Genomic DNA, 24,020 nt, shown 5'->3' on the forward strand with positions numbered 1-24,020 from the left:
CGCTCACACCGAGCGGGCCCCGCTTAATTCAATCAGCTTGCGCCGAACTACTGCTCGTCAGACTTGATCCAGGAGAACATGCCGCGGATCTTGGCGCCAGTGGTCTCGATGAGGTGGTTGTTGATCGCCTCGCGATGCTCGATAAGCCACTTGTGGTCATTCTCGCAATCGGCGACGAATTCCTTCGCGAACTCGCCGTTCTGGATACGCTTCAGGATGAGCTTCATGGCCTCGCGAGATTCCTCGTTGATGACCTTCGGGCCCGCGTAGTACTCGCCGTACTCGGCGGTGTTGGAGATGGAGTAGTTCATGAAGTGGATGCCGGACTCGTACATGAGGTCGACGATCATCTTCATCTCGTGGTAGCACTCGAAGTAAGCGAGCTCGGGCGGATAGCCGGCGTCGACAAGCGTCTCGAAGCCTGCCTTGACGAGCTCGACGAGGCCGCCGCAAAGGACTGCCTGCTCACCGAAGAGGTCCTCTTCGGTTTCCTCGGCGAACGTGGCTTTGATGATGCCGGAGCGGGCACCGCCGACGCCCCAGCAGTAGGACATCGCGATATCCCATGCATCGCCGGTCGCGTCCTGCGCCACGCATGCGAGGTCGGGCACGCCCGAGCCCTCGGTGAACTGACGGCGGACGATGTGGCCCGGGCCCTTAGGAGCGCACATGATGACGTTCACATCCTCAGGAGCCTTGATGTAGCCGTAGTGGATGTTGAAGCCGTGGGCGAACGCAAGGGTATCGCCAGCCTTCAGATGATCTTTGATGTGCTCCTCGTAGACCTTCGGCTGCGTCTCGTCCGGCGTGAGGATCATGATGAGATCGGCTTCCTCGGCAGCGGTGTCCATGTCAACGACTTTAAGGCCGGCCTCGCGAGCCTTCTCGGCGGACTTGGAACCCTCGCGGAGACCGACGCGCACGTCGCAGCCGGAGTCCATGAGATTGAGCGCATGGGCATGACCCTGCGAGCCGTAGCCGATGATGGCGATCTTCTTGCCCTGGATGATCTTCGGGTTGACGTCCTCTTCGTAATAGATTGTCACAGCCATGGTAGTTTATCCTTTCTTTTTGGCTGGTTTCACCTTGCTCTATGGCAACCGCATTCGCGGAAATACCCTGGTGGAGTACGGGTTTTGCTCCCTACACTTCCTTGGAGTTGCGGCTCATGGCGATTTTACCCGTGCGCGTAATCTCCTTGATGCCGTAGGCGCGGAAGAGATCTTCCATGCCCTTGAGCTTGCTCTCGTCGCCCGTCGCCTCGATCGTGAGCGAGCTTTTGCCCACGTCGACGATCTTCGCGCGGAACACGTTCGTGATCTCGATGATCTCGTTTCGCCGCTCGGGCGACGCGTTCACCTTGAAGAGCACAAGCTCGCGCTCGATTGCAGACTCCTTTGTAAGGTCGCTAATCTTATAGACGCTGACCAGCTTGTGCAGCTGCTTGGTAATCTGCTCGTATGCCACGTCGTCGGCCTTCACGATGATGGTGATGCGCGACATCGTGGGGTCCTCGGTCGGACCCACCGACAGCGAGTCGATGTTGAACCCGCGGCGCGAGATGAGCCCGGTCACGCGGGAGAGCACGCCTGGCTTGTTCTCGACCAGAATAGACAGGATATGCTTCATCGAACATCCCCTTCCTCTTCAGCGGCGCCTTCCCCGTTCGAACCCTCGCCCTGGTGCGGGCCCTTGTCCTTAGGGTCGGCTTCCCAGCGGCCGCCGAACTGCGCGTCAATCTTCGCACAGGGCGACTTCTCGCGCACCACCGGCGCTGGCTCACCCGGCACATCGGTGCGCACGGCGCCGACCGCCACGTCGATCGCGCCCATGACGTCGCTCATCGCCTTGCCAGGCGCGACCATCGGGAACACGTTCTGCTGGTCGGAGATTGCAACGTCCAAAAGGAAAGGACCGTCGCAGGCGAGCATGCGATCATAGGCCTCGTCGAGCTTCGCGGGGTCGGTCACGCGCTCGGCCTGCCAGCTGTACGCATCGGCGAGCTTCACGAAATCCGGGTTCGCATCGAGCTCGGTGAACGAGTAGCGCTCGCTATAGAAAAGCTTCTGCCACTGGTGCACCATGCCGAGCGCGCGGTTGTCCATGATGACGACCTTCACCGGCACGTTGTGAATGGCGGCAGTCGCCATCTCCTGGCTATTCATCTGGAACGACCCGTCACCTGCGATGCAGACTACCTGCGCGCCCGGGCGCCCGAACGCGGCGCCGATGGATGCGGGGAAGCCGAATCCCATCGTGCCCAGGCCGCCCGAGGAAATGAAGCTGCGCGGCTCCTCGCGGTCGATGAACTGCGCGGCCCACATCTGGTGCTGGCCAACCTCGGTCACGACGACAGAATTGTGCGGGTCGAGCTTCGCGGAGAGCTTCTGCATGGCGATCTCGGGAACGATCTCGTCAGGGTTCTCGGTGATCTGCGCATCGTAGAACGGGTAGCGCTCGCGCCATTCCGCGATCTGTGCGTTCCACGCCTCGGTGCGCGGCGCGCAGGCTTCCTTCTCGATCGTGGCGACGATGCCCGCGACGACGCCCTTCAGATCGCCGACGATGGGCACCTGCGCCTCGCGGATCTTGCCGATCTCGGCCGGGTCGATGTCGATGTGGATGACCTTCGCATGGGGCGCGAACTCGGAGAGCTTGCCCGTCACGCGGTCGGAGAAACGCGCGCCCGCCGCGATGATCAGGTCGGACTCGGTCATAGCTAGGTTCGCGAACTTCGAGCCGTGCATGCCGACGGGACCCAAGTTCATCGGATGCGACGCCGGGAAGGCGCCTTTGCCCATGAGCGTCGTCACCACGGGAATCTGCATCATGGTCGAAAGCTTCACGAGCTCTTCGGTGGCACCAGATGCGATTGCGCCGCCGCCGACGTAGAGAATCGGCTTGCTTGCGCGCTCGATCACGCCGACCGCCTGCTTGATCTGCTTGGCATTGCCCTTGTACGTAGGACGATACGACGGCAGGTTCACCTCGTCGGGATAGTTGAAGACGATCTGCTCGCTTTGGATGTCGGAAGGCACGTCGATAAGCACGGGACCGGGACGACCGGTCGAGGCAATATGGAACGCCTCGCGGAAAGTTGTCGTAAGCTCGTCGGCAGACTGCAGAAGGAAGGAGTGCTTGACAATCGGCATCGTGATGCCGACGATGTCGGATTCCTGGAACGAGTCGGTGCCGATGACGCCGCGCGGCACCTGGCCGGTGATAACGACGAGCGGCACGGAGTCCATGTAGGCCGTGGCGATGCCCGTAACCGTATTCGTGGCTCCGGGGCCAGATGTGACAATGACAACGCCGGGGCGACCCGTCGCGCGCGCATAGCCGTCGGCCTCATGCACCGCACCCTGCTCGTGACGAGCGAGGATATGCGTGATCTGCTTGCTGTCGTAGAGCGCGTCGTAGATCTTGATCGCCTGCCCGCCGGGATAGCCGAACACCAAATCGACGCCCTCGGCCTCGAGCGAGGCGATAATCGCCTCAGCGCCGTTCATGCGAAGGCCCTGCTTCTCGGTCTTGCTGCCCAGGCCCAAAGGCCCGCCAATCTGAGGTTTCTTACTTTTCAAAGTGTTACTCACGAGACATACGCCCCCTTATCGGCCGATGAGACGAGCTTTGCATACTTGGCGAGAACGCCATGGTTGTGCTTCGGTGCGGGTGCGACGAACGCGGCGCGGCGGCGGGCAAGCTCCTCGTCGTCGACATGGAGATTGATTTCTCCCCCTTCAATGTCGACCGTGATCTCGTCGCCGTCCTCGATAAGAGCGATGGGGCCGCCCGCCGCAGCTTCGGGGCTCACGTGTCCCACGCATGGGCCCTTCGAGGCGCCGGAGAAGCGGCCGTCGGTGATGAGCGCCACGGACTTGGAAAGCCCCATGCCCACGATGGCGGACGTCGGCGTGAGCATCTCGCGCATGCCGGGGCCGCCGGCAGGGCCCTCGTAGCGGATGACGACGACGTCGCCCGCCTTGATCTCGCCCGCGAAGATGGCCTTGCAGGCTTCCTCTTCGGAATTGAAGCAGCGGGCGGGGCCAGTGTGCGTGAGCATCGAGGGGTCGACGGCCGACTTCTTCACGATGCCGCCGTCAGGGGCGACGTTGCCGTGGAGCACGCGCAGCGCACCGACCTTCGAGAACGGGTTGTCGTGCGTGCGGCACACCTCGCCATCGGCGGGTTTCGTGCAGTTCTTTATATACTCGGGAAGCGTACCCATGCAGGTAAGTGCGGACTCGTCGAGAAGCCCCAGCTCATTGAGCTCGTGCATGACGACAGGCACGCCGCCCACGGCATAGAGGTCGATAAGCGGGCGCGGGCCCGAGGGCTGCAGCTTCACGAGATGAGGCGTGCGCGCGCTCGCAGCGTCCCAATCGTCCATCGTGATGGGATGCCCCGCCGCCTGGGCGATGGCGGTCAGGTGGAGCACCGTATTGGTGGAGCCGCCGAAGGCCATGTCGCACTCCATCGCGTTGTGAATCGCCGCCTCGGACACGAGGTCGCGGAAGTTGATGCCGCGCTCGAGCAGTTCCATGACCTTCATGCCCGCATGCTTGGCAAGGCGAAGGCGCTCGGAGTACACGGCGGGAATGGTGCCGTTTCCGGGAAGCGCGATACCAAGCGCCTCGCACAGGCAGTTCATGGAGTTCGCGGTGAACATTCCCGAGCAGCTACCGCAGGTCGGGCACGCGGTGTCCTCGTAATACTTCAACTCATCCTCGCTCATCGTGCCGGCAGCAACCTTGCCCGCGCCGTCGAAGAGCGTGTTCAGGTCGGTCGTAGGGCCGCCCGTGCAGCCAGGCTCGTGGCCGGGAAGCATCGGGCCGCCGGAGACGAACACAGTGGGGATGTTCACGCGAAGGGCGCCCAAAATCATGCCAGGGACGATCTTGTCGCAGTTGGGGATGCACACGATGCCGTCGAACGCGTGACCCTCGACCGCGCACTCCAGGCTGTCGGCGATAACCTCGCGCGACACGAGCGAGTAGTGCATGCCCGCATGGTTCATGGCGATGCCGTCGCACACGCCGATGGTGGACACCTCGAACGGGACGCCGCCCGCGAGGTAGATGCCAGCCTTCACGGCCTCGCAGATCTTGTCGAGGTTGTTGTGGCCGGGGATGATGTCGTTGCGAGAATTGACGACGGCGATAAGCGGGCGGCCCATCTCCTCGTCGGTGATTCCGTCAGCCTTGAGCAGGCTGCGATGCGGGGCGCGCGCGGCACCCACCTTGATGGCATCGCTGCGAAGCTGCATGTTCCGAGTCCTCCCTCCGGGCGTCACCGCCCATAAAAAAATCCTGGCTGCAAGCACCTGCACCAGGACCTCTTGGGAACAACGGAATAAACCGCGGACCGATAACGGAGTCGCCGATTCAGGCTACTTGCCTCACGCGATTGCGAAGGTCATTCGCAAAGCACGCAAAACGTTCGCGCCGAACTGCTCGGAGGTGGCATTCGGGGCCGCCCACCACCGGCTCGCAGCATCCGCCGGCTCTCTGAGAGATGGGTTCGTCCTTACTTTCCTCGTCAACGCATTTCGTCGTATTTGGTTTTGAGCTGGCGTCAGTATACCCCCGCCGCATCGCAGCGCAAGGGGTAAATCCCCTAAACGCCGCGATGTGGCGATAAATGCACATTGCCGACAAATTCCCAGATGAGACGCCTTCGCGTAGGTCTCTTTCCTAGGCTTCCTTCACCTCTTTGGGAAGCTCACCTTCAAGCGGGAAGCGCATCTCGGGTTCGTCTGCGCGCTCGGGAGCGTCACCGCCGAATGAATATTCGTCCTTGCCGGGGAGCACCGCGTTCAGCACGATGCCCGCAAGCGAGCCTACGGCGAGACCCGAAAGCGAGATGGTGATGCCGCCGACGGCGAACACGATGGCGCCCGCCGTGGAGTAAGCGATGCCAATGGAGAGCACGAGGATGAGCGCCGCGACGAGCACATTGCGGCTCTTCATGAAGTCGACTTTGTTCTCGACGAGGTTGCGAACACCGACAGCCGAGATCATGCCGTACAAAACGAGCGACACGCCACCGATGACGCAAGCGGGCATGGCCTCGATCACCGCTGCGAACTTCGGGCAGAACGAGAAGCAGATCGCGAACACCGCGGCAATGCGGATAACGCGGGGGTCGAACACCTTGGTGAGCGCGAGCACGCCCGTGTTCTCGCCGTACGTAGTGTTGGCGGGCGCCCCGAAAAGCGAGGCGAGAATAGTGGCCAGGCCGTCGCCGAGAAGCGTGCGATGCAGGCCCGGCTCGGCGATGAAGTTGCGGTTGACCGTGGAGCTGATGGCCGAGATGTCGCCGATGTGCTCGATCATGGTCGCGAGCGCAAGCGGCATGATCGTAATGACAGCCGTGATGGCAAGCCCCGCATCGAAGTTACTCGAGAGCGCGAAGACCGTGTTCTCGAAGGCGACAGGCAGGCCGACCCAAGGAGCGGCGGCGACGCCCGAGAAGTCAACTTCGCCGAGCGCGACGGCGAGAAGGTAGGACACGAGCACGCCGAGCAGGATCGGGATAATCTTCACCATGCCGCGGCCCCAGATGTTCGCGACGATGATGACAGCGATCGCCACAACAGCGACAAGCCAGTTCGTCGAGGCGTTCGCGATAGCGGAGCTCGAGAGGATAAGGCCGATCGAGATGACGATCGGGCCTGTGACCACGGGCGGGAAGAACTTCATCACGCGAAGCGCGCCGAAGCCGCGGAAGAGCGCGGAGAGCACGAGGTACAGAAGACCCGCGCACGCCACGCCCAGGCAAGCATAGGGCAGAAGCTCGGCCTCGCCGTTCGGTGCGATAGCGGCATAGCCCGCGATGAAGGCGAACGACGAGCCAAGGAATGCCGGCACCTTCCCCTTCGAGAGGAAGTGGAACAAAAGCGTGCCCAAGCCCGCGAACAAAAGCGTGGCGGAAACGGAGAGGCCCGTGAGCACCGGAACTAAGATGGTTGCGCCGAACATGGCGAACATGTGCTGCAGGCCAAAGACGATCATCTTGGGCTTGCCGAGCGTGGTCGCATCATAGATGGCGTCGGGGCTGTCCTCGGCTCCCATTGTCGGTACCGGTTTGTCGTATTTCGCCACGAAGCTCTCCTTCTCTGGAAATTATCACTGGGTGGCATTGTACACGCGCGGGACGAAAGGTCAGGCGTGCAAAAGAGAAAAAGGCCGGAAGCTCGTGACTTCCGGCCTTTAGGTTTTATGGTGGTCGCTACAGGATTTGAACCTGTGACCCCCGCCGTGTGAAGGCGATGCTCTCCCGCTGAGCCAAGCGACCAAGTAATCTTGCATCAAAACTCGTTCCTGATGCGAGTGAATATAATAGCGCTCATCACGAGTGGACGCAAGGGGTAATTTCAACATTTTCAACGCGTCTATACTGCTATACTTTCGAAACATGCATTTCCGCACGTGACGTAATTAGGGAGAGAAGAACCCATGAGCAACGAAGATAGCTTCCTCGCATCGAAGAAGCGCAGTGACGAAATCCGCGCCGACCTGGCCGTGCATCCCGAGAAATACCTCATGCTCACCGGCGACCGACCCACGGGCCGCCTGCATCTGGGACACTACTTCGGCACGATCAGGGAACGCGTGGCGTTGCAGAACCTCGGCGTCCCCACCCGCGTCGTCATCGCCGACTATCAGGTGATCACCGACCGCGACACGACCGCCAACATCGCTGACAACGTGCACAACATGGTGATCGATTACCTGGCCTGCGGAATCGACCCCGAGAAGACCATCATCTTCACGCATTCGCACATTCCCGCATTGAACCAGCTCATGCTCCCCTTCCTCTCGCTTTGCACTGAAGCCGAGCTCGAGCGCAACCCCACGGTGAAAGCCGAGCAGGAGGCGTCGGGGCATGCGCTCACGGGCCTGCTTTTGACCTACCCCGTGCACCAGGCGTGCGACATCCTGTTCTGCAAGGGCAACATCGTGCCCGTCGGTAAAGACCAGCTGCCGCACATCGAGCAGACGCGCCAGATCGCGCGCCGCTTCAACGAGCGCTACGCGCAGGTGTTCCCCGAGCCCGACGGCCTTCTGACCGACGCCGTTTTGATCCCCGGACTTGACGGCCGCAAGATGTCGAAGAGCTACGGCAACGCCATCAGCCTCTCGGCGACGGCGGAGGAGACCGCGAAGCTCATCAAGAAGTCGCAGACCGACTCCGACCGCAACATCACCTTCGATCCCGACAATCGCCCCGGCGTGTCCGCCCTGCTCACCACTGCGGCGCTTTGCACCGGGCGCACGGAAGTTGAGATTGCGGAGGAAATCGGCGACGGCGGCTCGGGCACGCTCAAGAAGTACGTCACCCAGAGCGTGAACGACTACCTCGCGCCCATCCGCGCGCACCGCGAAGAGCTTATGCAGGACCCGGCGTATATCGCCGACATCCTGGCAGACGGCAACCGCCGCGCGAACGAGATCGCGAACGAAACGCTTGGCGAGGTTCGCGAGGCCATGGGTATGGTCTACACCGCCTAGACCGCGAGACGCAGAGCATGAAAAAGCGCCGTCGAGGTTTCTCGGCGGCGCTTTACATTTTGTGGTGGGCCCACCCGGATTCGAACCGAGAACCAAAGGATTATGAGTCCCCTGCTCCACCGTTGAGCTACAGGCCCGTTTTGCACGTGGACTATTGTACCCGAAAGCTGAGCAGTCAAGGAAACTTCATATATCCGCATTGCAGATAGACGCTACTCCCGCACCACCGCGTCGCCCTATAACCTTGAATTCAAGTCAGAATATAAAAAGAACCCGTCGAGAGCATCTTTGCCCTCGACGGGTTCGAACAGTTTCAAAATGGCTCCCCGGGTAGGATTCGAACCTACAACCCTCCGGTTAACAGCCGGATGCTCTGCCGTTGAGCTACCGAGGAATCTGCCAATCAGTTGCGCTCTTTCCGAACGCGCAAGATAGTATTATACCCATCTCATCAGTCGGCGCAAGACCCAATTTCAACTTTTTTTGACAAGCGCGGGCATTCGGAATCCCAAGCCTTCTCACCAGACGGCTCGCTCGCTCTTCAACCTCCTGTCAGGCGGCGCACTTGTTGCTGCGACGCGAGGACCAACCGCGCAACCACTTCTTCTCGATGATCGGCCCCCCTCATGGATAGATTTCGGCGATATGTGAGTCCAAGAGCGCCGCCTGGATGCTCTAATCTGGCCACGAAACAGGCCCCCTCGTCCCGCGGGGCGCCCGAGAAGCAACCCACTCGCCCCCACAGGGCATTCCGGAAGTAGCACGCTCGCCTCGGGGGAGCCCTTCAGGCCGCTTGCCAAGAGGACGCCCGCGCAAAATATCCCTACTTCTTAATTGCGGAATAGCTTTCCTTCAGCATATCAATCGCATGACCAACCATTTCCTCCGCCGAGCCGGGCATAAAGTTCGTCTTCGAGGCCTGCTTGCCGCTCTGGTCGAAGCCTTCCTGATCGGGAAGATAGCCCTGCACCGAATCGCCGTCGAAGCTCACCCAGTTCTGCATGATATTGTGCGCGTACGGCGAATCGGCCCTGATGTCTTTCAGGGACTGGATGTTCATCTCCGGCTTGACGCCCGTAATCGCGACATCGTCGATTGCGAACACCGAAACGTCGGTTGTGCACGTCGGCTTCGATTCGGACTGCACATACTGGAAGACCTTCGGATCAGGACCGGACTTCAGCTTGTCCTTGTCGAGCTGCTTGTACTCGAACTTCTCGTTAGAGTACGAAACGACGTGGACATCGCCGCACGAAATTGCGTTTGCGGTATCGACCACGGAAACGCCGAGGCGGCTCGATGCGACATCGAGCATAAGCCACGCCGCCTCGTTGTCGAAAAATCCCTTCTTGTATTCCAGGCCATTCTTCGAACCCGCAACATAATTGTATTCGGCGCGAACGCTGCCCCACTGATCGCCCGTGCAGCCAGCGAAGTAAATCGTCACCGTATCGCCGCCGTAGTATTCCTCGACGAATCGCTCGGAAAGACCAGCGATATCGCAGGTAATCTGGCGTCCCGTAGGATCGATCTCGGAGTTCATCTGGTTCTCGAGCGTGCCCGAGGCCATGTTGACGGTGTAGAGAATCGCGATCGGCTTGCCGTCGGTACCCTCGAAGCGCAGGACGGGCAGCACGTGATCGGTGTTGCCGTTGTCGTTGGACACCTGGTTCCAGCCGTCGGCAGTCTCGTAGCAGCGGTTGGTGTTGGCATAGGTCACGCCCTCGCCAAAGCCGAACTTCGCGTCCTTCATACCGGCTAACGCCGCCTTGCACGCTTCCTCAATCGCGTTGTTGATCGCATCTTGGTTGATATCGTGCGGCGCGCTCAAGACGTGCGGGTTGTGATACCACTGTTTGTCAGCGGAAACGCCCGTCAGCGACTCGATCAGCTTCTTGTCGTCGTCGATGTTGACCGGGTTTACATGTTCAATCGACGAGATCGCATACTTCTCACCGTTGAACTCGAGCAAAACGATCGAGAACCGCAGGTCATGCCCCTCGTGGACATTGGTGTAATACCCCTCGGAGTGAACGAAGTCGGAAGTCCCCTTTGCCTGTCCCGCTTGGGTGTTGCCCTCATCGATCGGGCAGTACTCATCGAGCTTGATCGCGGCATGCCCTGCGCCCACTCGAAGCGAACCCGCCTCGAGCTTCGCGAAGTCGATCGCCGTGGACTGCTCCGCTTTGCCAGAGCCGCCGCCCGACTCCGCCCCCGACGCGCAGCCACCGAGCGCAGCGGTTCCCGCCATGCCGATTCCGGCAAGCAGCGCGGCCTTGGCGAATCCCCTACGGGAAAGCGTGCGCTCGCTTGAGCGAACCTCTCCCCCGATCCCGTTTGCATCGACATCGAGCGCTTGAGACTTGCAATCCATTACCCTCTCCTCTCTCCCCGGGCAGCGATTCCGCCCCTTGCGAAATCCCGTCACACGAGGAACCTCCCTTTATGGTGAGGAAGGAATAGGATGAGCGCATCGGCTGAAAAGATGAAACTTAAGGGTCCAAATAGAACGCCAGTAAAGCCACCAGGCGGACCGCGTAGCAGAGCAGCCGAAATTCAGCGCAACCAGCCCTTCTTCGGCCGTCCCCACCAAAGAAGCGCTCGTGCGGGCATCCTTTCTCTACAGCGCCATTGAACCAGGTCACGACCTCATACCAATGGGCTGACCGCCTATTGGGTGTAATTCCAACCTACTGAAATCCATCTTCTCATCTTTTATCGGGGGTATGTCCTCATGCGCGCGGCGTAACTTCGCAGTCGTCGGAATCGCGCCGATCGTGAACGCAACCTGACGAGTGCGTGCGACGAGCGACAGACCGCCGAGGAGAGCGGCAGCATAGAAAGACGAAACCGATCACGTATTCCGATTATGAAGGAGGAAACCCAATGGCAGACTCTACCGAGTCCACGGTGCAAGAGCACTGGGGGGAAACCAACGGAAAGAAGTATCGCCGAGGCTCGCGTCTTCCCAAGAAGACCGACACCGTCCCGGCAGCGCCTGCGGCTGAAACGCCGAAGGTGCCCTGGAAGTGGGAAGAGGACGGCATGACCGTCATCCGCGGCACGGCACGTTCCGCACCGGGATGCCACAACGTCTGCGGCATTCTGTCCTACGTGAAGGACGGCAAGCTCGTGAAGGTCGAAGGCGACCCCGAGGATCCCTACAACCAGGGCCGTCTTTGCAGCCGTTGCCTTTGCATCCCCGACTACGTCTACCACAAAGACCGCCTTTTGCACCCGATGAAGCGTGCGAAGGAAGATCGCGGCAAGGACAAGTTCGTCGAAATCTCCTGGGATGAGGCCTACGACATCATCGTCGAGGAGTTCAAGAAGGTCGCCGACACCTACGGCCCCGACAAGATTGCTATGTGCCAGGGCACGGGCCGCGATATTCACCAGGTCACGCGCCTGAACGCGTGCATGGGCTCCCCGAACGAGGGCGTCCCCTATTTCGCCGGCAACTCCTGCTACCTGCCCCGCATCGCGTCCATGGCGTGCATGCTCGGCGGCTCGTGCGTTATGGACTGCTCGCAGTTCTTGCCCAAGCGCTACGACGACCCCCGCTACACGGTGCCCGAGTACTGCATCGTGTGGGGCCATCAGCCCTTCTACTCCAACGCTGACGGCTTCTACGGCCATTGGATCTTGGACCTTATGAAGCGCGGTATGAAGGTTGCCGTCGTCGACCCGCAGCTCACCTGGCTCGCGGCTCGCGCCGGCAAGGACTGGCTGCGCGTCCGCCCCGGCGGAGACGGAGCACTCGCCATGGCCATGTTGAAGGTCATCTGCGACGAGAAGCTCTATGACAAGGAATTCTGCGACAAGTGGGTCTACGGCCTCGAGGCAGTCTGCGAGCGTGTCGCCGACATGGACCTCGACGAGCTGTGCGAGCGCGCCTGGGTCGACAAGGAAGACGTCGTGCGCGTGGCCCGCACCTACGCGACGAGCCATCCTGCGGCCATCCAGTGGGGCGTCGCCCTCGACCAGCAAACCGGCGGCCAGCAGGCTGCTCACGCCATCACGGCAATGTGGTGCATCACCGGCAACCTCGACATCCCGGGCGGCAACGTCATGGCTGACGCTTGCTGGGGCATCGAGCAGCCGAACTGGGTTGGCACCTGGGGCTGGGATGAGCTCATGACTCCCGAGGAGCAGGCAAAGCGCATCGGCATCGAGCGCTACCCGATGTTCGCTGTGGGCTTCAAGAACCTCTCCTCCAACGCCACCATCGAAGCGTGGCAGCGCGGCGAGATTCCCATCCATGCGGCCTACATCGTGACGAACAACTTCCTCGCGACCATGGGCGCCCAGGCCGAGCAGCAGCTCGAGTGGTACAAGCAGATCGACTTCATCGTGGTCGAGGACCTGTTCATGACGCCGACCATGATGGCACTCGCCGACGTGGTGCTGCCCGCAGCAACCTACGAGGAGCGCGACGGCTTCGGCGGACTGAACGCCTACCGCATCAGCTGCATCAACAAGGCGATCGAGCCCGTCGGCGACTCCAAGCCCGACAACACGATCTTCCTCGAGCTCGGCAAGCGCCTCACCCATGCGATCAAGCCGGAAAACGACGACATCGCGTGGCCTTGGGACAACGTTCAGGAAATGTGGGACTACGCCCTCGAAGACGGCGGTTTCACCTGGGAAGAGCTTCGCGACGCCACCTGGAAGTACCCCGAGTTCAAGTACCGCAAGTACGAGACGGGCGACCTTCGCCCCGACGGCCAGGTGGGCTTCCGCACCGAGACCGGCCGCGCCGAAATCTACTCGATGGTGTTTCATCACACCTCGTGGTCTGGCCTCGATCCGCTGCCGAGCTACGTAGAGCCGGTTGAGAGCCCCTATTCGGCGCCTGAGGATGTCGAGGAGTACCCCTACATCGTGACCTCTGGCATGCGCGTACCTCACTTCTTCCACTCCGAGCAGCGCCAGATCGAGAAGCTGCGCGCCCTGCATCCCGACCCGCTGTGCCATATCCACCCGGAGACGGCGAAGAAGCACGGCATCGAAGAGGGCGACTGGATGTGGCTTGAGAACAAGCACGGCAAGTGCAAGTACAAGGCCACCTTCGACGACGGCTACGATCCGCGCGTCATGCAGTGCGAGCACGGCTGGTGGTTCCCCGAGCGCAAGGACGAGGCAGAGGAAAACACCGAGGACGAGAAGAAGGGTCTGTTCGGCGTTTTCGAGTCGCAGATTAACAACCTCGTTCCCTTCGACGCCGGCGTGTCGGGCTTCGGTTCGAACTACAAGGCCATGATGTGCAAGATCTACAAGGCCGAAGACTAACAGGCCGCGCGAGAGGAGTTTAACAATGGCAATTCAGGGAATCCTCGTCGACGTGGATTACTGCACCGGTTGCGAGGCGTGCGTTCTCGCCTGCCAGCAGGAGCACGGCTATAGCGAGAAGGAATTCGGCATCAAGATCACCAAGCTGGGTCCCTTGCATATCGACGAGGCCAACAAGGTGTTCCAATACGATTTCATCCCTCAGTTCACGCAGTGGTGCGACCTGTGCGAAGAGCGCTGCGGCAAGGGCAAGAAGCCCACGTGCGTTCAGCACTGCCAGGCACAATGCCTCGACTGGGGCCCGATTGAGGAGCTGGCCGCCAAGGTCGACTCGCCCAAGCAGATGATCGTCGCCATCAACGAGGCGTAGATCATATAAGGCTTCGTCCGGCGGGGGAAGGCGGCATTCACGCCTATCGCTTGCCCAAGCGGAGGAAAGACGAGAGGGGGAAGGAGGAGAACATGACTCAGCAATTTGCCGATGATTTCGGGGGACAGTGCGCAACGCATGTCATGAACATCGACGTGCGCGCTCCGCGCGAGTTCTCTCACGAAGTCACCGAGTACCAGCGTGAGCAGGGCCGCATCGACTGGCGAGTCCGTTGCAGCGCCAACATGAAGAAGATGGCGAAGCACGAGATCAACCAGATCTATCAGTAAGCCCGATGCGGAATCTTGTCGGGGAAGCGAATACCACACCCGCTTCCCCGCCCCGCATCACCCTTTAGACGATCCGCCGCCCAGGTGGTTATCCCTACTTCCATCCCCAGGGCTTCCCTCACCACCTGGGCGGATCTCCCCATACCTATCAATGGGCGCCGGCAAGGCAGATAAGGAGGGTTAAGCGTAGCTTGGCTCCCGTTCATACATTCAAACCTACTGACAACCGACAACAAAAAAGGAGAGAAAATGGCTGAAACTCGCGTTATCGACGATAACATGCACTTCCTGCCGACCAACCTGTTCACCAACGAAGAGGTGCTTCACGGCTTTCTGTACTCCGCGCCGGTCACCTTCGGCATGAAGGCTTATCTGGGCAAGACCCCGGACGGCACGAAGGACCAGGTCATCCTTGAGTACCCCGAAGGCAAGCAGATCCTGAACTACGTTGACGGCGACTATACGCTCGAGACCAAGATCAAGGCAATGGACGAGGCTGGCGTCGACATCGCGATGCTGCGCATGCCGGTGTGGCAGGAATGGCTGCCCCTCGACATGTGCAAGATCGTGAACGAGCAGGCCGCCGAGATGTGCAAGCGCTCCGAAGGCCGCCTCGTTGCCAACGCCGTTCTTCCGCCGTTCGGCCGCAAGGAAGACGTCGACGAGCTCAAGCACTGCATCGAGGACCTCGGCATGGTCGGCGTGCAGTTCGCTTGCTGCTATGGCGATCGCTTCCTCGACGACGAGCTATTCAAGCCCTACATGAAGGTCCTGAACGACATGAAGATTCCGGCTGTCGTGCACCACACCCCCGGCCAGAACGCCTTCCAGAACTTCGATGATTACACGATTCTGCGTCGTGAGCTCGGCCGCATCCATGCCCAGGCAGCAGCTGTCGGCCGCGAGATCTACTCCGGCATGTTCGACGAGTTCCCGAACCTTAAGTTCGTCCACACCATGTTCGGCGGCAACTGGTTCGGCCTGCAGGAAATCCTCGCACCGCACAAGTCGACCAAGAAAAAGGAGGCCATGAACCGTCTGGCCACCAACGTCGACCACGAGGCCTACACCCGTTACCTCGAGAACAACATCTTCTTCGACATGACCCACCCGATGTCTTGGGGCAAAGACCAGATCGAGTGCGCTGTGAAGGTTTGCGGCGCAGACCACCTGCTCATGGGCTCTTCCTTCCCCGTCTTCTACGAGTGGATGGCTCGCTCGGTCGAGTCCATCGACGCGCTTGACGTCACCGACGAGGAGAAGGCGCTCATGAAGGGCGGCAACGCTGCTCGCATCTTCAACCTGTAAGCACTCAAGGCACTATTTTTATTGATTAGAGGGGATCGGGTCTCGATTCGGCGTACCACCCTCCACTCGCCCGAGGCCCGACCGTTTGTTGCGCGACGAACGCCGCGCAACTGAAAGAGGGGAAAAATGAGCAATCCCAATGCCGCGGCAAGCGCACAAGAGAAAACCCCGAGCTACGCATGGATCACGCTCGTCGTCTCGTTGCTCGCCGCAATATCGATCGTTTACGCATGGATGTGGCTGCCCGCCATCACCTTCCCGGTGTTCAAGGGCTGGCTCGGAGCAAACTGCGCATCCGTGCAGGCCGACCCTTCGCAGTTCGGCCTCCTGTCCAACGTCATGGGCCTCGTGCCCATCGCAGCGCTCATCATGGCGTTCCCGGCATCGTTTGTAGTCCGAAAGTTCGGTCCGAAGGTCGGCACCCTCGTCGGTCTCGGCCTTGCGATCATAGGCTCCGCAGTGTGCGCCCTCACGATCACCTCGAGCTTCATGGCGTTCCTCGTGGGCCGCTTCATCTTGGGTCTCGGCCTTGCACAGACGATTGTCGCAGGCCCCACGTGCGTGTCCATCTGGTTCCCCAACACGACCCGCGGCCGCGCTATGGCCATCTGGTCGATCTGGGCACCGGTCGGCATCTTTACGGTGAACGTGTTCGGTGACGGCATCTACCACGCCGTCGGGCAGAACCTTGTTACCCTGTTGTGGGTGTGGACTATCGTCATCGTGGTCATCGGAATCCTGTTCGCCGTTGTGTTCCGCAAGCCCCGTGCCGATGAGGCCTCCGAGGTTTCCGCCGAGACGAAGTCGTTCCGCGAGGTGCTCCCGTTCTTCAAGAAGCGTCAGCTTTGGTGTCTCATCTTCATGTTCGCGATCTTCAACTACATGAACTATGCCTTCAGCCAGTACCTGAAGACCTGGCTGCAGCTCGATCCCACGGCTGGCGGTCTTGGCTGGGATCCCGCGATGGCAGGCCTTATCGGTGGCGCGCTGACCGCATGCGGCATCCTCGCCCCCATCGGCGGCTTCATTTTGGACAAACTGCCGCGCAACCTGAAGTACATCGCAGTCGTCTCCGGCATCACCGGCCTCACCGTGTGCTCCGCGCTTGCCTTCCAGAACAACATGGTCGTGTTCGTTTTCTACGCCATCTTCTTCTGCATCGGCAACATGTTCCTGAACGGCTGCTGCCGACCGATGATCCCGACCTACGTGTTCAAGGGGGGCGCAACTGCAGTTGCTCTGGGACTTTCGTTCCTCACGTTCGGCCAGTACCTCGGCCAGACGATCACCTCCTACGCGCTTGAGCCGTTCAACGCGTCCATGTCCGCAGGCGCTTGCGACCCGATGCTCGCCTTCTGGGCATTGGTGCCGATCGGCGTCGTGGGCATCATCGCCTCGCTGTTTATGAAGCCTTCCAAGCAAGACCTCGCAGGCGGCAAGCCGCAAGGGAAGCCGGCTGAAAACGCGCAAGCTAAATAAGCGCACATCAGGCTCGGTTTCCGTACTATTCGGCACCCGTGTCGCCCAAACGGCGCGCGGGTGCCTTTCGTTATCCAGGGACACACCATGAAAAACGGCATCGTTACGCTCACGTACGGCAAAATCGCCCACCTCGACGCCACAACCGGGCCGACGGATTGGGCGGGCCGCTCGATAGAGCTCGAAAGGAAGATGGGAATGGAAGGCCACGCCCCCGCACCGCCAAGCGAATCGAGACGCCCTGGACAGATTGAAGCGGGATACGAGATAGACGCGATGACGGGCGCAACCGTCCACGCCACTACAGGAGCTACCGTTGACGCGACGACGGGCGCAACCGTAGACGCGACATCAGGTGCGACTCACTCGAATAGCCATGACAACGTTCGCGAAAGCGCCGCAGAAGCCCATGGCGACACGCATAAGGGCGAGGAATGCGAAGCGGATACTGTCGACGCCACCACGGGCGCAACACCTGGCGTATCCGCCGCCTGCAAGGAGCTCGGGATGGCGAGCCTGTCCGACGTGATTGCCGATATGGGAATCAAACCACCGGGCCAGGTTTAGGGCAACGCGGCCCGACCAACCTTGATCGCGTTAGGCGCGAAGCTCATCTGAGCCGGTTTCAAAGGGATAAAACCGCATTTTGGAGGGGAAAAGCTTTATACTGAATGTTGGGGATTTTGGGGCGCACCGTGCGATATGCCGCTTCGCGTCGTGGTCAGTTTCTCTTGCATATCGGTATCTTATTCAAGGGGGAAAGATGGCGAAAGAGACGCAGCGCAGTGGCGCTGACGGCGCAATGGAATTGCTGGGGGTAGGCGGCTTCGCCCTCTTTTTCGGATGGATGCTCATCACGTTCTACTGGCTGTTCGCGATCTTCTTGCAAAGCCTTCCCACCGGCGAGCGCGACACGATCCAACTGTTCATCTTCATCGGCATCGCGCTCGGATATGCAATCTGTCACTTCCTCGGCAAACGAGCTTCCTATACGCCGTTTAACGCGCCCGTACTCGCAATCGAGACCGTTTTCGCCGCAATCGTGCCCTTGACGAGCCTCGGACTGCTTGCAGAAGCCCCGATACCGACCCCCATGCTCTGCGCGGCAAACCTTCTCGCCGGCATCGGCGGAGGCTTCTTCACCGTGAGCTGGCTCGACGTGTGCGGCAGGTCCAAATCGCGTGCCTATGCCCGATTCTGCTCTGAAGCGCTTTTGGGCGGGGGCGCCCTTTTCGCACTCGCAGCGCTTATGCCAACTGAGTTCCAGCCCGTCTTCTGTCTCGTTTATCTCGCATTGTCGGTGGGATTGCTGAAGTACACAAGTGAGAACTCAGACAATTCGCAGGCCGCGCCGCTCAGCGCCGTTGAACACAAACCGTGGAAATTCGCGCGCGAAGTAGAGCCGTCCTTTATTGCCTTCGGTATCGTTTTCGGGATGACCTTCGTCTTTTTGTTCAACTACGGCTCTCATTATGTCTTCATCGGCCTTCTCGCAACGATCCCCGGCGCTCTTGTCTTAGTTGCGCTCTCCCTGAAGAAAATTTTCCTGAACATCACTGTTCTGCAGCGAATCCTGCTGTTCATGACGGTGCTCGCTTGCATCTGCATCCCCTTCTCAACTGGGTACGTCCAGATTGTCTGCGCGTTTCTTGTCATCGCATCGTGGGCGCTGTTCTTGCCAACGACCTATGCGCATCTCGTGCGTAAGAGCGTCGAGCTCGGAGAAGCGGCGGTATTTCGTCAGGTTCCTCGTCGCCTTTTAGCAAGCGCGCTGGGATTTCTCATCGGATGGGCCGTCGCAAGCGCGACGACCGTCGTCTTCGGCGCCCACTCCAACGCTTTCACGGTCATTCGCCTGTGCACCGCATGTCTCGTCGTCCTCGCCGTCACCGTGTTCTTCCCGCAATCGGAGCATCATGATGAGAATGCCGACCGTGCGCCTGCCCCAAGCGAAGCTGTTGCAACCCCCGCACAGCCGGCGCCTGCGGGCATGAGCGAGCACGAGGTGTTCGAAGCACGCTGCAACGCCGTTGCCGAGATGTACCAACTCTCCCCTCGCGAGACCGACGTGTTGCGCTACCTCGCCAAGGGCCGTAACGCCGCCTATATCCAAAACAAGCTGACCATCTCTCCGCACACCGTCAAAAGCCATATCTACAGCATCTACCGCAAGACGGATATCCACTCCCAGCAATCGCTCATGGACTTCGTTGAGGATTACCCCGTTTCCGTTTCGCAACAATCTTCAAAAAAGAAGTAGGCTTCCCTTTTGATTGCGTGACGAGTCCCTATTGTCATGTCATTCAGCAAAGTCGCAGCTCACTGTCTCATACCACCATACTGAATTCCGCTATTGCATACCCGCTATACGATAGCGTCATCATCGGTTCGTGGTGAACTGTTCTCAACGTATAAGGGGAATGCCGGTGCAGGGGAATTGAAGGCACCGGCATCAGACGGAGCGTGTGAGAGCGCTCCGAAAGGAGAGGCAACCATGACGGTGCGTAGCGCAAAAGACGTGAAGCTGGTGGTCAAGCCGGTGTTCTTCGCAATGGAGCACAAGTACTACTACGAGGGACCCTGCCGCATGTCATCGGGTGACGCGCTCGAGCCTGGCTTCGACGCGATTATCAACGGCAAGATCTATGAGGGGATGCAGAAGGCGCTTGATTTCAACTTGCGCAACGACGCGCGGTTCGAAGTTTTGGAGCCGGCCGTCATTCGAACCACCGACGATTGGGACATCAAGGAAGAGTGGTTCGAAACGGCGCTCGCAGACGACCTCATCACGGACTTCTATCTCATTAACACCGCATTCGGCGCGAATACCGTCATTGAGGAGTTTGCGCTTCGGACCAAAAAGCCCATGGGCCCCAATCCCTTCAAGATGTACGGACAAGTGGCATTCGCTTCCAGCGTACGCCGAGGCGCCGACGTCATCTTCTCGCTAAGCTGGCCCGAGCTGAAGGACAAGCTGCTTTGCCTTCGCGCCGAGAAGGCGCTGCGCACTGCAAACATCTTGCTCGCCCCGCGCTTCGGAGGCGACAAGGCGATGGCAGGCGGTACCGATACCTTCGACAGCCTCTGCCTCGCGCGCGACACGTTCGGAACCAATTTCCGCTACGTGAACGTGCACGAGCTTATGGACTACCTCTCTCCCCTGCCTGAAGACGGCAACCACACCACCCCCGGCCGCAAGACCATGAACGTCACGCCGGAGGAAATCGCCTGGTGCGAAGAGCTTGCCGAAAGCCTTATGGCCGACGCATCCGAGTGTCAGATTGAGAAAAAGTACCTCGTCAACAGCCTTAAGGCGTACAAGGTTGTCGACAAGGTTATGGATTACTACGATTGCTCAGGATTCGCGGCGCCCTGTCCTGACGCCTGCTCGACGAGGCGACTCAACGAGGAACAGTTCACCTTCTGCCTCACCCATAGCCTCAACCTCGAGCGCGGCGTGGGCTCCGCGTGCGAGTACGACGTTACCTCGGTTTTGTGTATGATTCTCGAAATGGCGCTCACGGGGAAAGCGGCCTACATGGGCAACACCCTACCCGCGCCGCTCGGGCCCGACGGCGAGGTTAACTTCTCCGACCCGAAATATTCGGCACCTATCGATGGCGACAAGAACAACCTCTATCTCGTAAGCCACTCGACACCCTGCCGCTGCCTTCACGGCTTCGATGAGCTCGACGACTTCGCCTTGCGCCACTTCGCTTTGGACGCCGGGTTCGGAGCGATCCAGCGCCATGATTTCGATGCGGATAAGGGCCAGGTCATCACGATGATTCGCATCTCGTCCGACTGCAAGGAAATGTTCATCGGTCGCGGAGAAATTGTCGCAGGGTTCGGATACGATTCCGACAACTGCAACGGAGGCTTCATCTTCCGTGTTGCCGACGAGCATGACTTCTTCCAGAAGCACGTCTCGTTCGGACTGCATCTCCCCCTCGTATACGGCGATTACGTCGACCAGTTCGTGTTCATCGCGAAGCGCCTCGGCCTCACCCCGGTCGTGGCCTAAGGGGTCCACGCGATGCCCGATAAGGCCGTTATGGATAGGCTCCTCGCTGCGAAGCGGGGAGCCTCCCTCGTCTGCGAAGAGTTCGAGAGTGACCGCGCGGCAGGAAAGCTCGATGAACCGCGCGTCGAGAGCCTGGTCAAGCGCTTCATCTTGGCCAAGTTCCGCCTTGACGAAAAGGAAGCCGAACCAGCAGGGGACAATTTGGAGAAGCTGGCGCAGGCAAGCCTCGCCAAGATGCTGAAAATAGCACCCGACTTGGTCAAAAGCGAGGACAAGGCCGCAAACTGCGACGGTGCCGACTCCGCGACGGTCAAACAGGCTCTTATGATCATGGCGCTGCAGAAGGAATTTCACATGCAGCTCGATTGTTTTAGGGCCGGGCTCTGCCATAGTGTCGGCGAGCTTGCCGCGCTCGTATGGCAGGCGACTCGATAGCCGAAACAAACTGGCAATCGCCTGCCTCGACAGACGCGCTCGAAACGAATGGGGGGATTTCGATGGGCGCCCAATACGAAAGCGGCAATGGGGCCGCATCGATAGAGGCTCGGGAAGACGAGTTTCTCGGCAACTTTGAGCTGCTCGACGACACCCTGCTGCAATTCGAGTACATCCTAAGCTTCATCGGGGATCTAAACGCGATTCCAGAAGAAGACCGCACCGACGATTGCAAGGTAGAAGGCTGCGCAAGCAACGCCTGGCTGATGCTCGAAGCGCGCAACGGTCGCCTGAAGCTGAGCCTTGGATCGGATTCCCTCATCATCGAGGGGCTGCTTGGGGCACTCACATGGATGCTCGATACGCAGCCCCTCGAAGACGTCGCCGCATGGCAGCCGCGCTTTCTCAAACATCCGCAGATGAAACCGCATCTCAACAGCGACCGCAGCCACGGCATAACCTCGATCGTGAAAGCGATACAAGCGTTTTACGAAGTGGAATCGGGCGAGGCGGCACGTTCGGGATGCTCACCCGCGACGACGTAACGTCCCCAATCCGCTGCCGCAACGAGGGCGTGCAGCTGATAAGGGAAACCAGCGAAACAAAGGGGACATCGTGAAAACCAAGGGGCTCGGGTTCATGCAGCTCACTATTGTTGTGGGATTCTGCCTGTATTACGGCTACTACCTGATCGCCTTCTTCGGGGCCTTCGCAGAGCTCCCGCCAGGCATAGATTTTATCAAAGCCCATCTGGGGCAATTCGTGTTCTTCATCGGAAGCATCATCGGCACGGAGGGCTTGCTGCTCTGGTTTAGACACCGCGACAGCGTAGCGCTTTGCCACAAGAAGCTCTTCTTCCTCGCAAGCCTTCTGCCCGGTTCGCTCTCACCCCTGATTATGGCGCTCGACGCCCTAGGGGCAACGCCTCCGCTCCCCCTCACGTACACATGTCTTCTTCTCGCAGGGTTTTCAATCGCCATGGGATTCATGCTATGGGACGATTTCATGGTCCATGGCGGCCTGTGCCACAACCAATTCGCCCATGCAGCGGTCTTCTGCACCGGCGGGCTGCTCTTCCTCTTCTGCACCGCGCTTCTTCCCAAGCTCGCTCTCGGCGTCGTCTGCTGGCTCATGCTGCTCGCAAGTATGCTGCTCGTCATGTTCATAAACCCCCGCCGCCGCCCCCAGCCCGACAGGTCCGTCAAACCCGTGGCGACATTCTTCAAGAGAACCCGCCATCTCGACATCCTAAGCGCCACTCTCAACGTGGCCTTCGGCTATGCCTTCATTCTGCTTTTCCGCACCGGAACCGCAAACGTGCTGATCGCAGGCGCGGCGGCAATCCTTGTTGACGCCATCATCTCCTCGGCGATGGGAAACCGTCGCTCGATGCTCTACTCGGGCGCGCTTCGCCTCTTCTCCGCCATTGTATCGTGCGCGCTGCTTCTCTATCTCGCACCTGGCGGCGCGCTCGCCATCGTGGCCCTCGGCGTGATGGTGGTATGCTGGTTTCTCTTCCGCACCATTCACTGCGGCTGCCTGGCAGTTCTGGCCGCAGCGAAAGAATTCCCCGTCCTCTACACCTCCACCCGGGGAAAGCTTGCCGCCAACTGTGGATTCGCCGCAGGCCTGCTCATCGGCACGCTCACCGTGGCAAGCGAGGCGCAAGATGCGAGCCTTGTCATCACCTTGGCCATCGTCGCATGCTTCATCTTGGCATCCCTGTTCTTTTTGCCCTTCGACGAGGAATCCTCCGTCCCCGGCTACCGTACCATCACTTTTGTCGACATGCCGACAAAAGCCGAACAGGACAGCTCGCTTGAAAAGCGCTGCGCCCGCCTGGTAAAGCGCTGCAAGCTATCCCCGCGCGAAGCGGAAGTGCTCACGTGGGCCGCGCAAGGACGCAATGCGAAGGCCATCGCTGAGAAGCTCTTCATTTCCGAGAGCACCACCAAAACCCATATGTCGAACATCTACCGCAAGGCAGGCGTCCACTCGCAACAGGAACTTATCGCGCTTCTGGACCAAGAGCGATAACGGTGTCGGTCCAAACAAGCGCACCCTCTGGACCGCTATTTCAAGGAAAACGTATTTCTCCAGCTCAATACCTCATACGCAGCGTACCGCCCCTCATCAAGCGAGTTCCAATCTCACTTTTGGAACTCTTGCGGTCAAGCCATCCTCGATTTTGCGACCTAACGTGTGAGCCACCGAAAAGGTAGAAGCGGAGGGCGTTTAAGAAGGAGGACTTACCACTCTCGACTTCTATCACGGCGAGTGAGCCATTAGTGGAAAGCTCTAGGAGAGGG

18 protein-coding genes and 3 tRNA genes are annotated in these 24,020 nt (G+C 60.0%); 12 read left to right on the forward strand and 9 right to left on the reverse strand.

The genetic code is table 11. The annotated features are described in order from the left end of the window. Window positions 1–47: 47 nt before the first annotated feature. The 6 genes from ilvC to ACMRQN_RS05145 all read right to left on the reverse strand — a co-directional run bounded on the left by ilvC (window position 48) and on the right by ACMRQN_RS05145 (window position 7,296). Window positions 48–1,052, reverse strand: a complete 1,005-nt coding sequence (ilvC, locus tag ACMRQN_RS05120; protein WP_417041422.1) for a ketol-acid reductoisomerase — start codon at window positions 1,050–1,052, stop codon at window positions 48–50. Between the two features lie 91 nt (window positions 1,053–1,143). Next, the gene (gene ilvN, locus ACMRQN_RS05125; protein WP_158048458.1) at window positions 1,144–1,629 is read right to left on the reverse strand and encodes an acetolactate synthase small subunit; all 486 of its coding nucleotides are present in this window, start codon (window positions 1,627–1,629) and stop codon (window positions 1,144–1,146) included. Continuing rightward, window positions 1,626–3,509 carry a biosynthetic-type acetolactate synthase large subunit gene (gene ilvB, locus ACMRQN_RS05130; protein WP_418734094.1) on the reverse strand — a complete coding sequence of 628 codons (1,884 nt, stop codon included), beginning with the start codon at window positions 3,507–3,509 and terminating at the stop codon, window positions 1,626–1,628. Before ilvB ends, ilvN begins: the two co-directional genes overlap by 4 nt. A gap of 80 nt (window positions 3,510–3,589) precedes the next feature. After that, complete coding sequence (gene ilvD, locus ACMRQN_RS05135) at window positions 3,590–5,266, reverse strand: dihydroxy-acid dehydratase (RefSeq protein WP_418734080.1); 1,677 nt, start codon at window positions 5,264–5,266, stop codon at window positions 3,590–3,592. A gap of 427 nt (window positions 5,267–5,693) precedes the next feature. Beyond that, window positions 5,694–7,073, reverse strand: coding sequence for a uracil-xanthine permease family protein (locus ACMRQN_RS05140; RefSeq protein WP_418734095.1), 1,380 nt, complete (start codon window positions 7,071–7,073; stop codon window positions 5,694–5,696). A 148-nt stretch (window positions 7,074–7,221) separates the two neighbouring features. Continuing rightward, window positions 7,222–7,296, reverse strand: a tRNA-Val gene (locus tag ACMRQN_RS05145). Between the two features lie 161 nt (window positions 7,297–7,457). Here ACMRQN_RS05145 and trpS point away from each other — a divergent pair. Next, on the forward strand, window positions 7,458–8,513 hold the full coding sequence (trpS, locus tag ACMRQN_RS05150) for a tryptophan--tRNA ligase (RefSeq protein WP_418734081.1): 1,056 nt from the start codon (window positions 7,458–7,460) through the stop codon (window positions 8,511–8,513). A 62-nt stretch (window positions 8,514–8,575) separates the two neighbouring features. Here trpS and ACMRQN_RS05155 read toward each other — a convergent pair. From ACMRQN_RS05155 to ACMRQN_RS05165, 3 genes are all read right to left on the reverse strand, one after another. Continuing rightward, window positions 8,576–8,650 (reverse strand) — tRNA-Ile (locus ACMRQN_RS05155). A 182-nt stretch (window positions 8,651–8,832) separates the two neighbouring features. Then, window positions 8,833–8,907: transfer RNA gene (locus ACMRQN_RS05160), tRNA-Asn, on the reverse strand. Between the two features lie 429 nt (window positions 8,908–9,336). After that, window positions 9,337–10,887, reverse strand: coding sequence for a hypothetical protein (locus ACMRQN_RS05165; protein WP_418734082.1), 1,551 nt, complete (start codon window positions 10,885–10,887; stop codon window positions 9,337–9,339). Window positions 10,888–11,399: 512 nt separating this feature from the next. Between ACMRQN_RS05165 and ACMRQN_RS05170 the strand changes: the two genes are divergently transcribed. The 11 genes from ACMRQN_RS05170 to ACMRQN_RS05220 all read left to right on the forward strand — a co-directional run bounded on the left by ACMRQN_RS05170 (window position 11,400) and on the right by ACMRQN_RS05220 (window position 23,748). Then, window positions 11,400–13,805, forward strand: coding sequence for a molybdopterin-dependent oxidoreductase (locus ACMRQN_RS05170; protein ID WP_158048453.1), 2,406 nt, complete (start codon window positions 11,400–11,402; stop codon window positions 13,803–13,805). Window positions 13,806–13,830: 25 nt separating this feature from the next. After that, the gene (locus ACMRQN_RS05175) at window positions 13,831–14,175 is read left to right on the forward strand and encodes an oxidoreductase (protein WP_158048452.1); all 345 of its coding nucleotides are present in this window, start codon (window positions 13,831–13,833) and stop codon (window positions 14,173–14,175) included. 92 nt (window positions 14,176–14,267) lie between these two features. Beyond that, on the forward strand, window positions 14,268–14,465 hold the full coding sequence (locus tag ACMRQN_RS05180) for a hypothetical protein (RefSeq protein ID WP_296059006.1): 198 nt from the start codon (window positions 14,268–14,270) through the stop codon (window positions 14,463–14,465). Window positions 14,466–14,714: 249 nt separating this feature from the next. Then, on the forward strand, window positions 14,715–15,773 hold the full coding sequence (locus ACMRQN_RS05185; protein ID WP_329980094.1) for an amidohydrolase family protein: 1,059 nt from the start codon (window positions 14,715–14,717) through the stop codon (window positions 15,771–15,773). A gap of 126 nt (window positions 15,774–15,899) precedes the next feature. After that, window positions 15,900–17,252: an MFS transporter gene (locus ACMRQN_RS05190; RefSeq protein ID WP_418734083.1), complete on the forward strand. Its 1,353-nt coding sequence runs from the start codon at window positions 15,900–15,902 to the stop codon at window positions 17,250–17,252. An 87-nt stretch (window positions 17,253–17,339) separates the two neighbouring features. Beyond that, window positions 17,340–17,819, forward strand: a complete 480-nt coding sequence (locus ACMRQN_RS05195; protein WP_418734084.1) for a hypothetical protein — start codon at window positions 17,340–17,342, stop codon at window positions 17,817–17,819. Window positions 17,820–18,015: 196 nt separating this feature from the next. Beyond that, complete coding sequence (locus ACMRQN_RS05200; protein WP_418734085.1) at window positions 18,016–19,512, forward strand: helix-turn-helix transcriptional regulator; 1,497 nt, start codon at window positions 18,016–18,018, stop codon at window positions 19,510–19,512. Window positions 19,513–19,746: 234 nt separating this feature from the next. Continuing rightward, window positions 19,747–21,276, forward strand: coding sequence for a hypothetical protein (locus tag ACMRQN_RS05205; protein ID WP_418734086.1), 1,530 nt, complete (start codon window positions 19,747–19,749; stop codon window positions 21,274–21,276). A 12-nt stretch (window positions 21,277–21,288) separates the two neighbouring features. Further along, a complete protein-coding gene (locus ACMRQN_RS05210) occupies window positions 21,289–21,711 on the forward strand; it encodes a hypothetical protein (protein ID WP_418734087.1) in 423 nt (140 codons plus the stop codon). 62 nt (window positions 21,712–21,773) lie between these two features. After that, window positions 21,774–22,256, forward strand: coding sequence for a SufE family protein (locus ACMRQN_RS05215; RefSeq protein ID WP_418734088.1), 483 nt, complete (start codon window positions 21,774–21,776; stop codon window positions 22,254–22,256). A gap of 70 nt (window positions 22,257–22,326) precedes the next feature. Continuing rightward, window positions 22,327–23,748: a helix-turn-helix domain-containing protein gene (locus ACMRQN_RS05220; protein WP_418734089.1), complete on the forward strand. Its 1,422-nt coding sequence runs from the start codon at window positions 22,327–22,329 to the stop codon at window positions 23,746–23,748. Window positions 23,749–24,020 lie beyond the last annotated feature (272 nt).

It is taken from the genome of Ellagibacter sp., assembly GCF_048412355.1.
Classification (GTDB): Bacteria; Actinomycetota; Coriobacteriia; order Coriobacteriales; family Eggerthellaceae; genus Ellagibacter.

What these genes read in the sequence shown, in the direction of transcription:
- ACMRQN_RS05205 (WP_418734086.1), top strand. Translation starts at nt 19,747, where the DNA reads ATGACGGTGCGTAGCGCAAAAGACGTGAAGCTGGTGGTCAAGCCGGTG.
- ilvN (WP_158048458.1), bottom strand. Translation starts at nt 1,629, where the DNA reads ATGAAGCATATCCTGTCTATTCTGGTCGAGAACAAGCCAGGCGTGCTC.
- ilvD (WP_418734080.1), bottom strand. Translation starts at nt 5,266, where the DNA reads ATGCAGCTTCGCAGCGATGCCATCAAGGTGGGTGCCGCGCGCGCCCCG.
- ACMRQN_RS05140 (WP_418734095.1), bottom strand. Translation starts at nt 7,073, where the DNA reads ATGGGAGCCGAGGACAGCCCCGACGCCATCTATGATGCGACCACGCTC.
- ACMRQN_RS05190 (WP_418734083.1), top strand. Translation starts at nt 15,900, where the DNA reads ATGAGCAATCCCAATGCCGCGGCAAGCGCACAAGAGAAAACCCCGAGC.
- ACMRQN_RS05170 (WP_158048453.1), top strand. Translation starts at nt 11,400, where the DNA reads ATGGCAGACTCTACCGAGTCCACGGTGCAAGAGCACTGGGGGGAAACC.
- ACMRQN_RS05185 (WP_329980094.1), top strand. Translation starts at nt 14,715, where the DNA reads ATGGCTGAAACTCGCGTTATCGACGATAACATGCACTTCCTGCCGACC.
- ACMRQN_RS05165 (WP_418734082.1), bottom strand. Translation starts at nt 10,887, where the DNA reads ATGGATTGCAAGTCTCAAGCGCTCGATGTCGATGCAAACGGGATCGGG.
- ACMRQN_RS05195 (WP_418734084.1), top strand. Translation starts at nt 17,340, where the DNA reads ATGAAAAACGGCATCGTTACGCTCACGTACGGCAAAATCGCCCACCTC.
- trpS (WP_418734081.1), top strand. Translation starts at nt 7,458, where the DNA reads ATGAGCAACGAAGATAGCTTCCTCGCATCGAAGAAGCGCAGTGACGAA.
- ilvC (WP_417041422.1), bottom strand. Translation starts at nt 1,052, where the DNA reads ATGGCTGTGACAATCTATTACGAAGAGGACGTCAACCCGAAGATCATC.
- ilvB (WP_418734094.1), bottom strand. Translation starts at nt 3,509, where the DNA reads ATGAACGGCGCTGAGGCGATTATCGCCTCGCTCGAGGCCGAGGGCGTC.
- ACMRQN_RS05180 (WP_296059006.1), top strand. Translation starts at nt 14,268, where the DNA reads ATGACTCAGCAATTTGCCGATGATTTCGGGGGACAGTGCGCAACGCAT.
- ACMRQN_RS05175 (WP_158048452.1), top strand. Translation starts at nt 13,831, where the DNA reads ATGGCAATTCAGGGAATCCTCGTCGACGTGGATTACTGCACCGGTTGC.
- ACMRQN_RS05215 (WP_418734088.1), top strand. Translation starts at nt 21,774, where the DNA reads ATGGGCGCCCAATACGAAAGCGGCAATGGGGCCGCATCGATAGAGGCT.
- ACMRQN_RS05200 (WP_418734085.1), top strand. Translation starts at nt 18,016, where the DNA reads ATGGCGAAAGAGACGCAGCGCAGTGGCGCTGACGGCGCAATGGAATTG.
- ACMRQN_RS05210 (WP_418734087.1), top strand. Translation starts at nt 21,289, where the DNA reads ATGCCCGATAAGGCCGTTATGGATAGGCTCCTCGCTGCGAAGCGGGGA.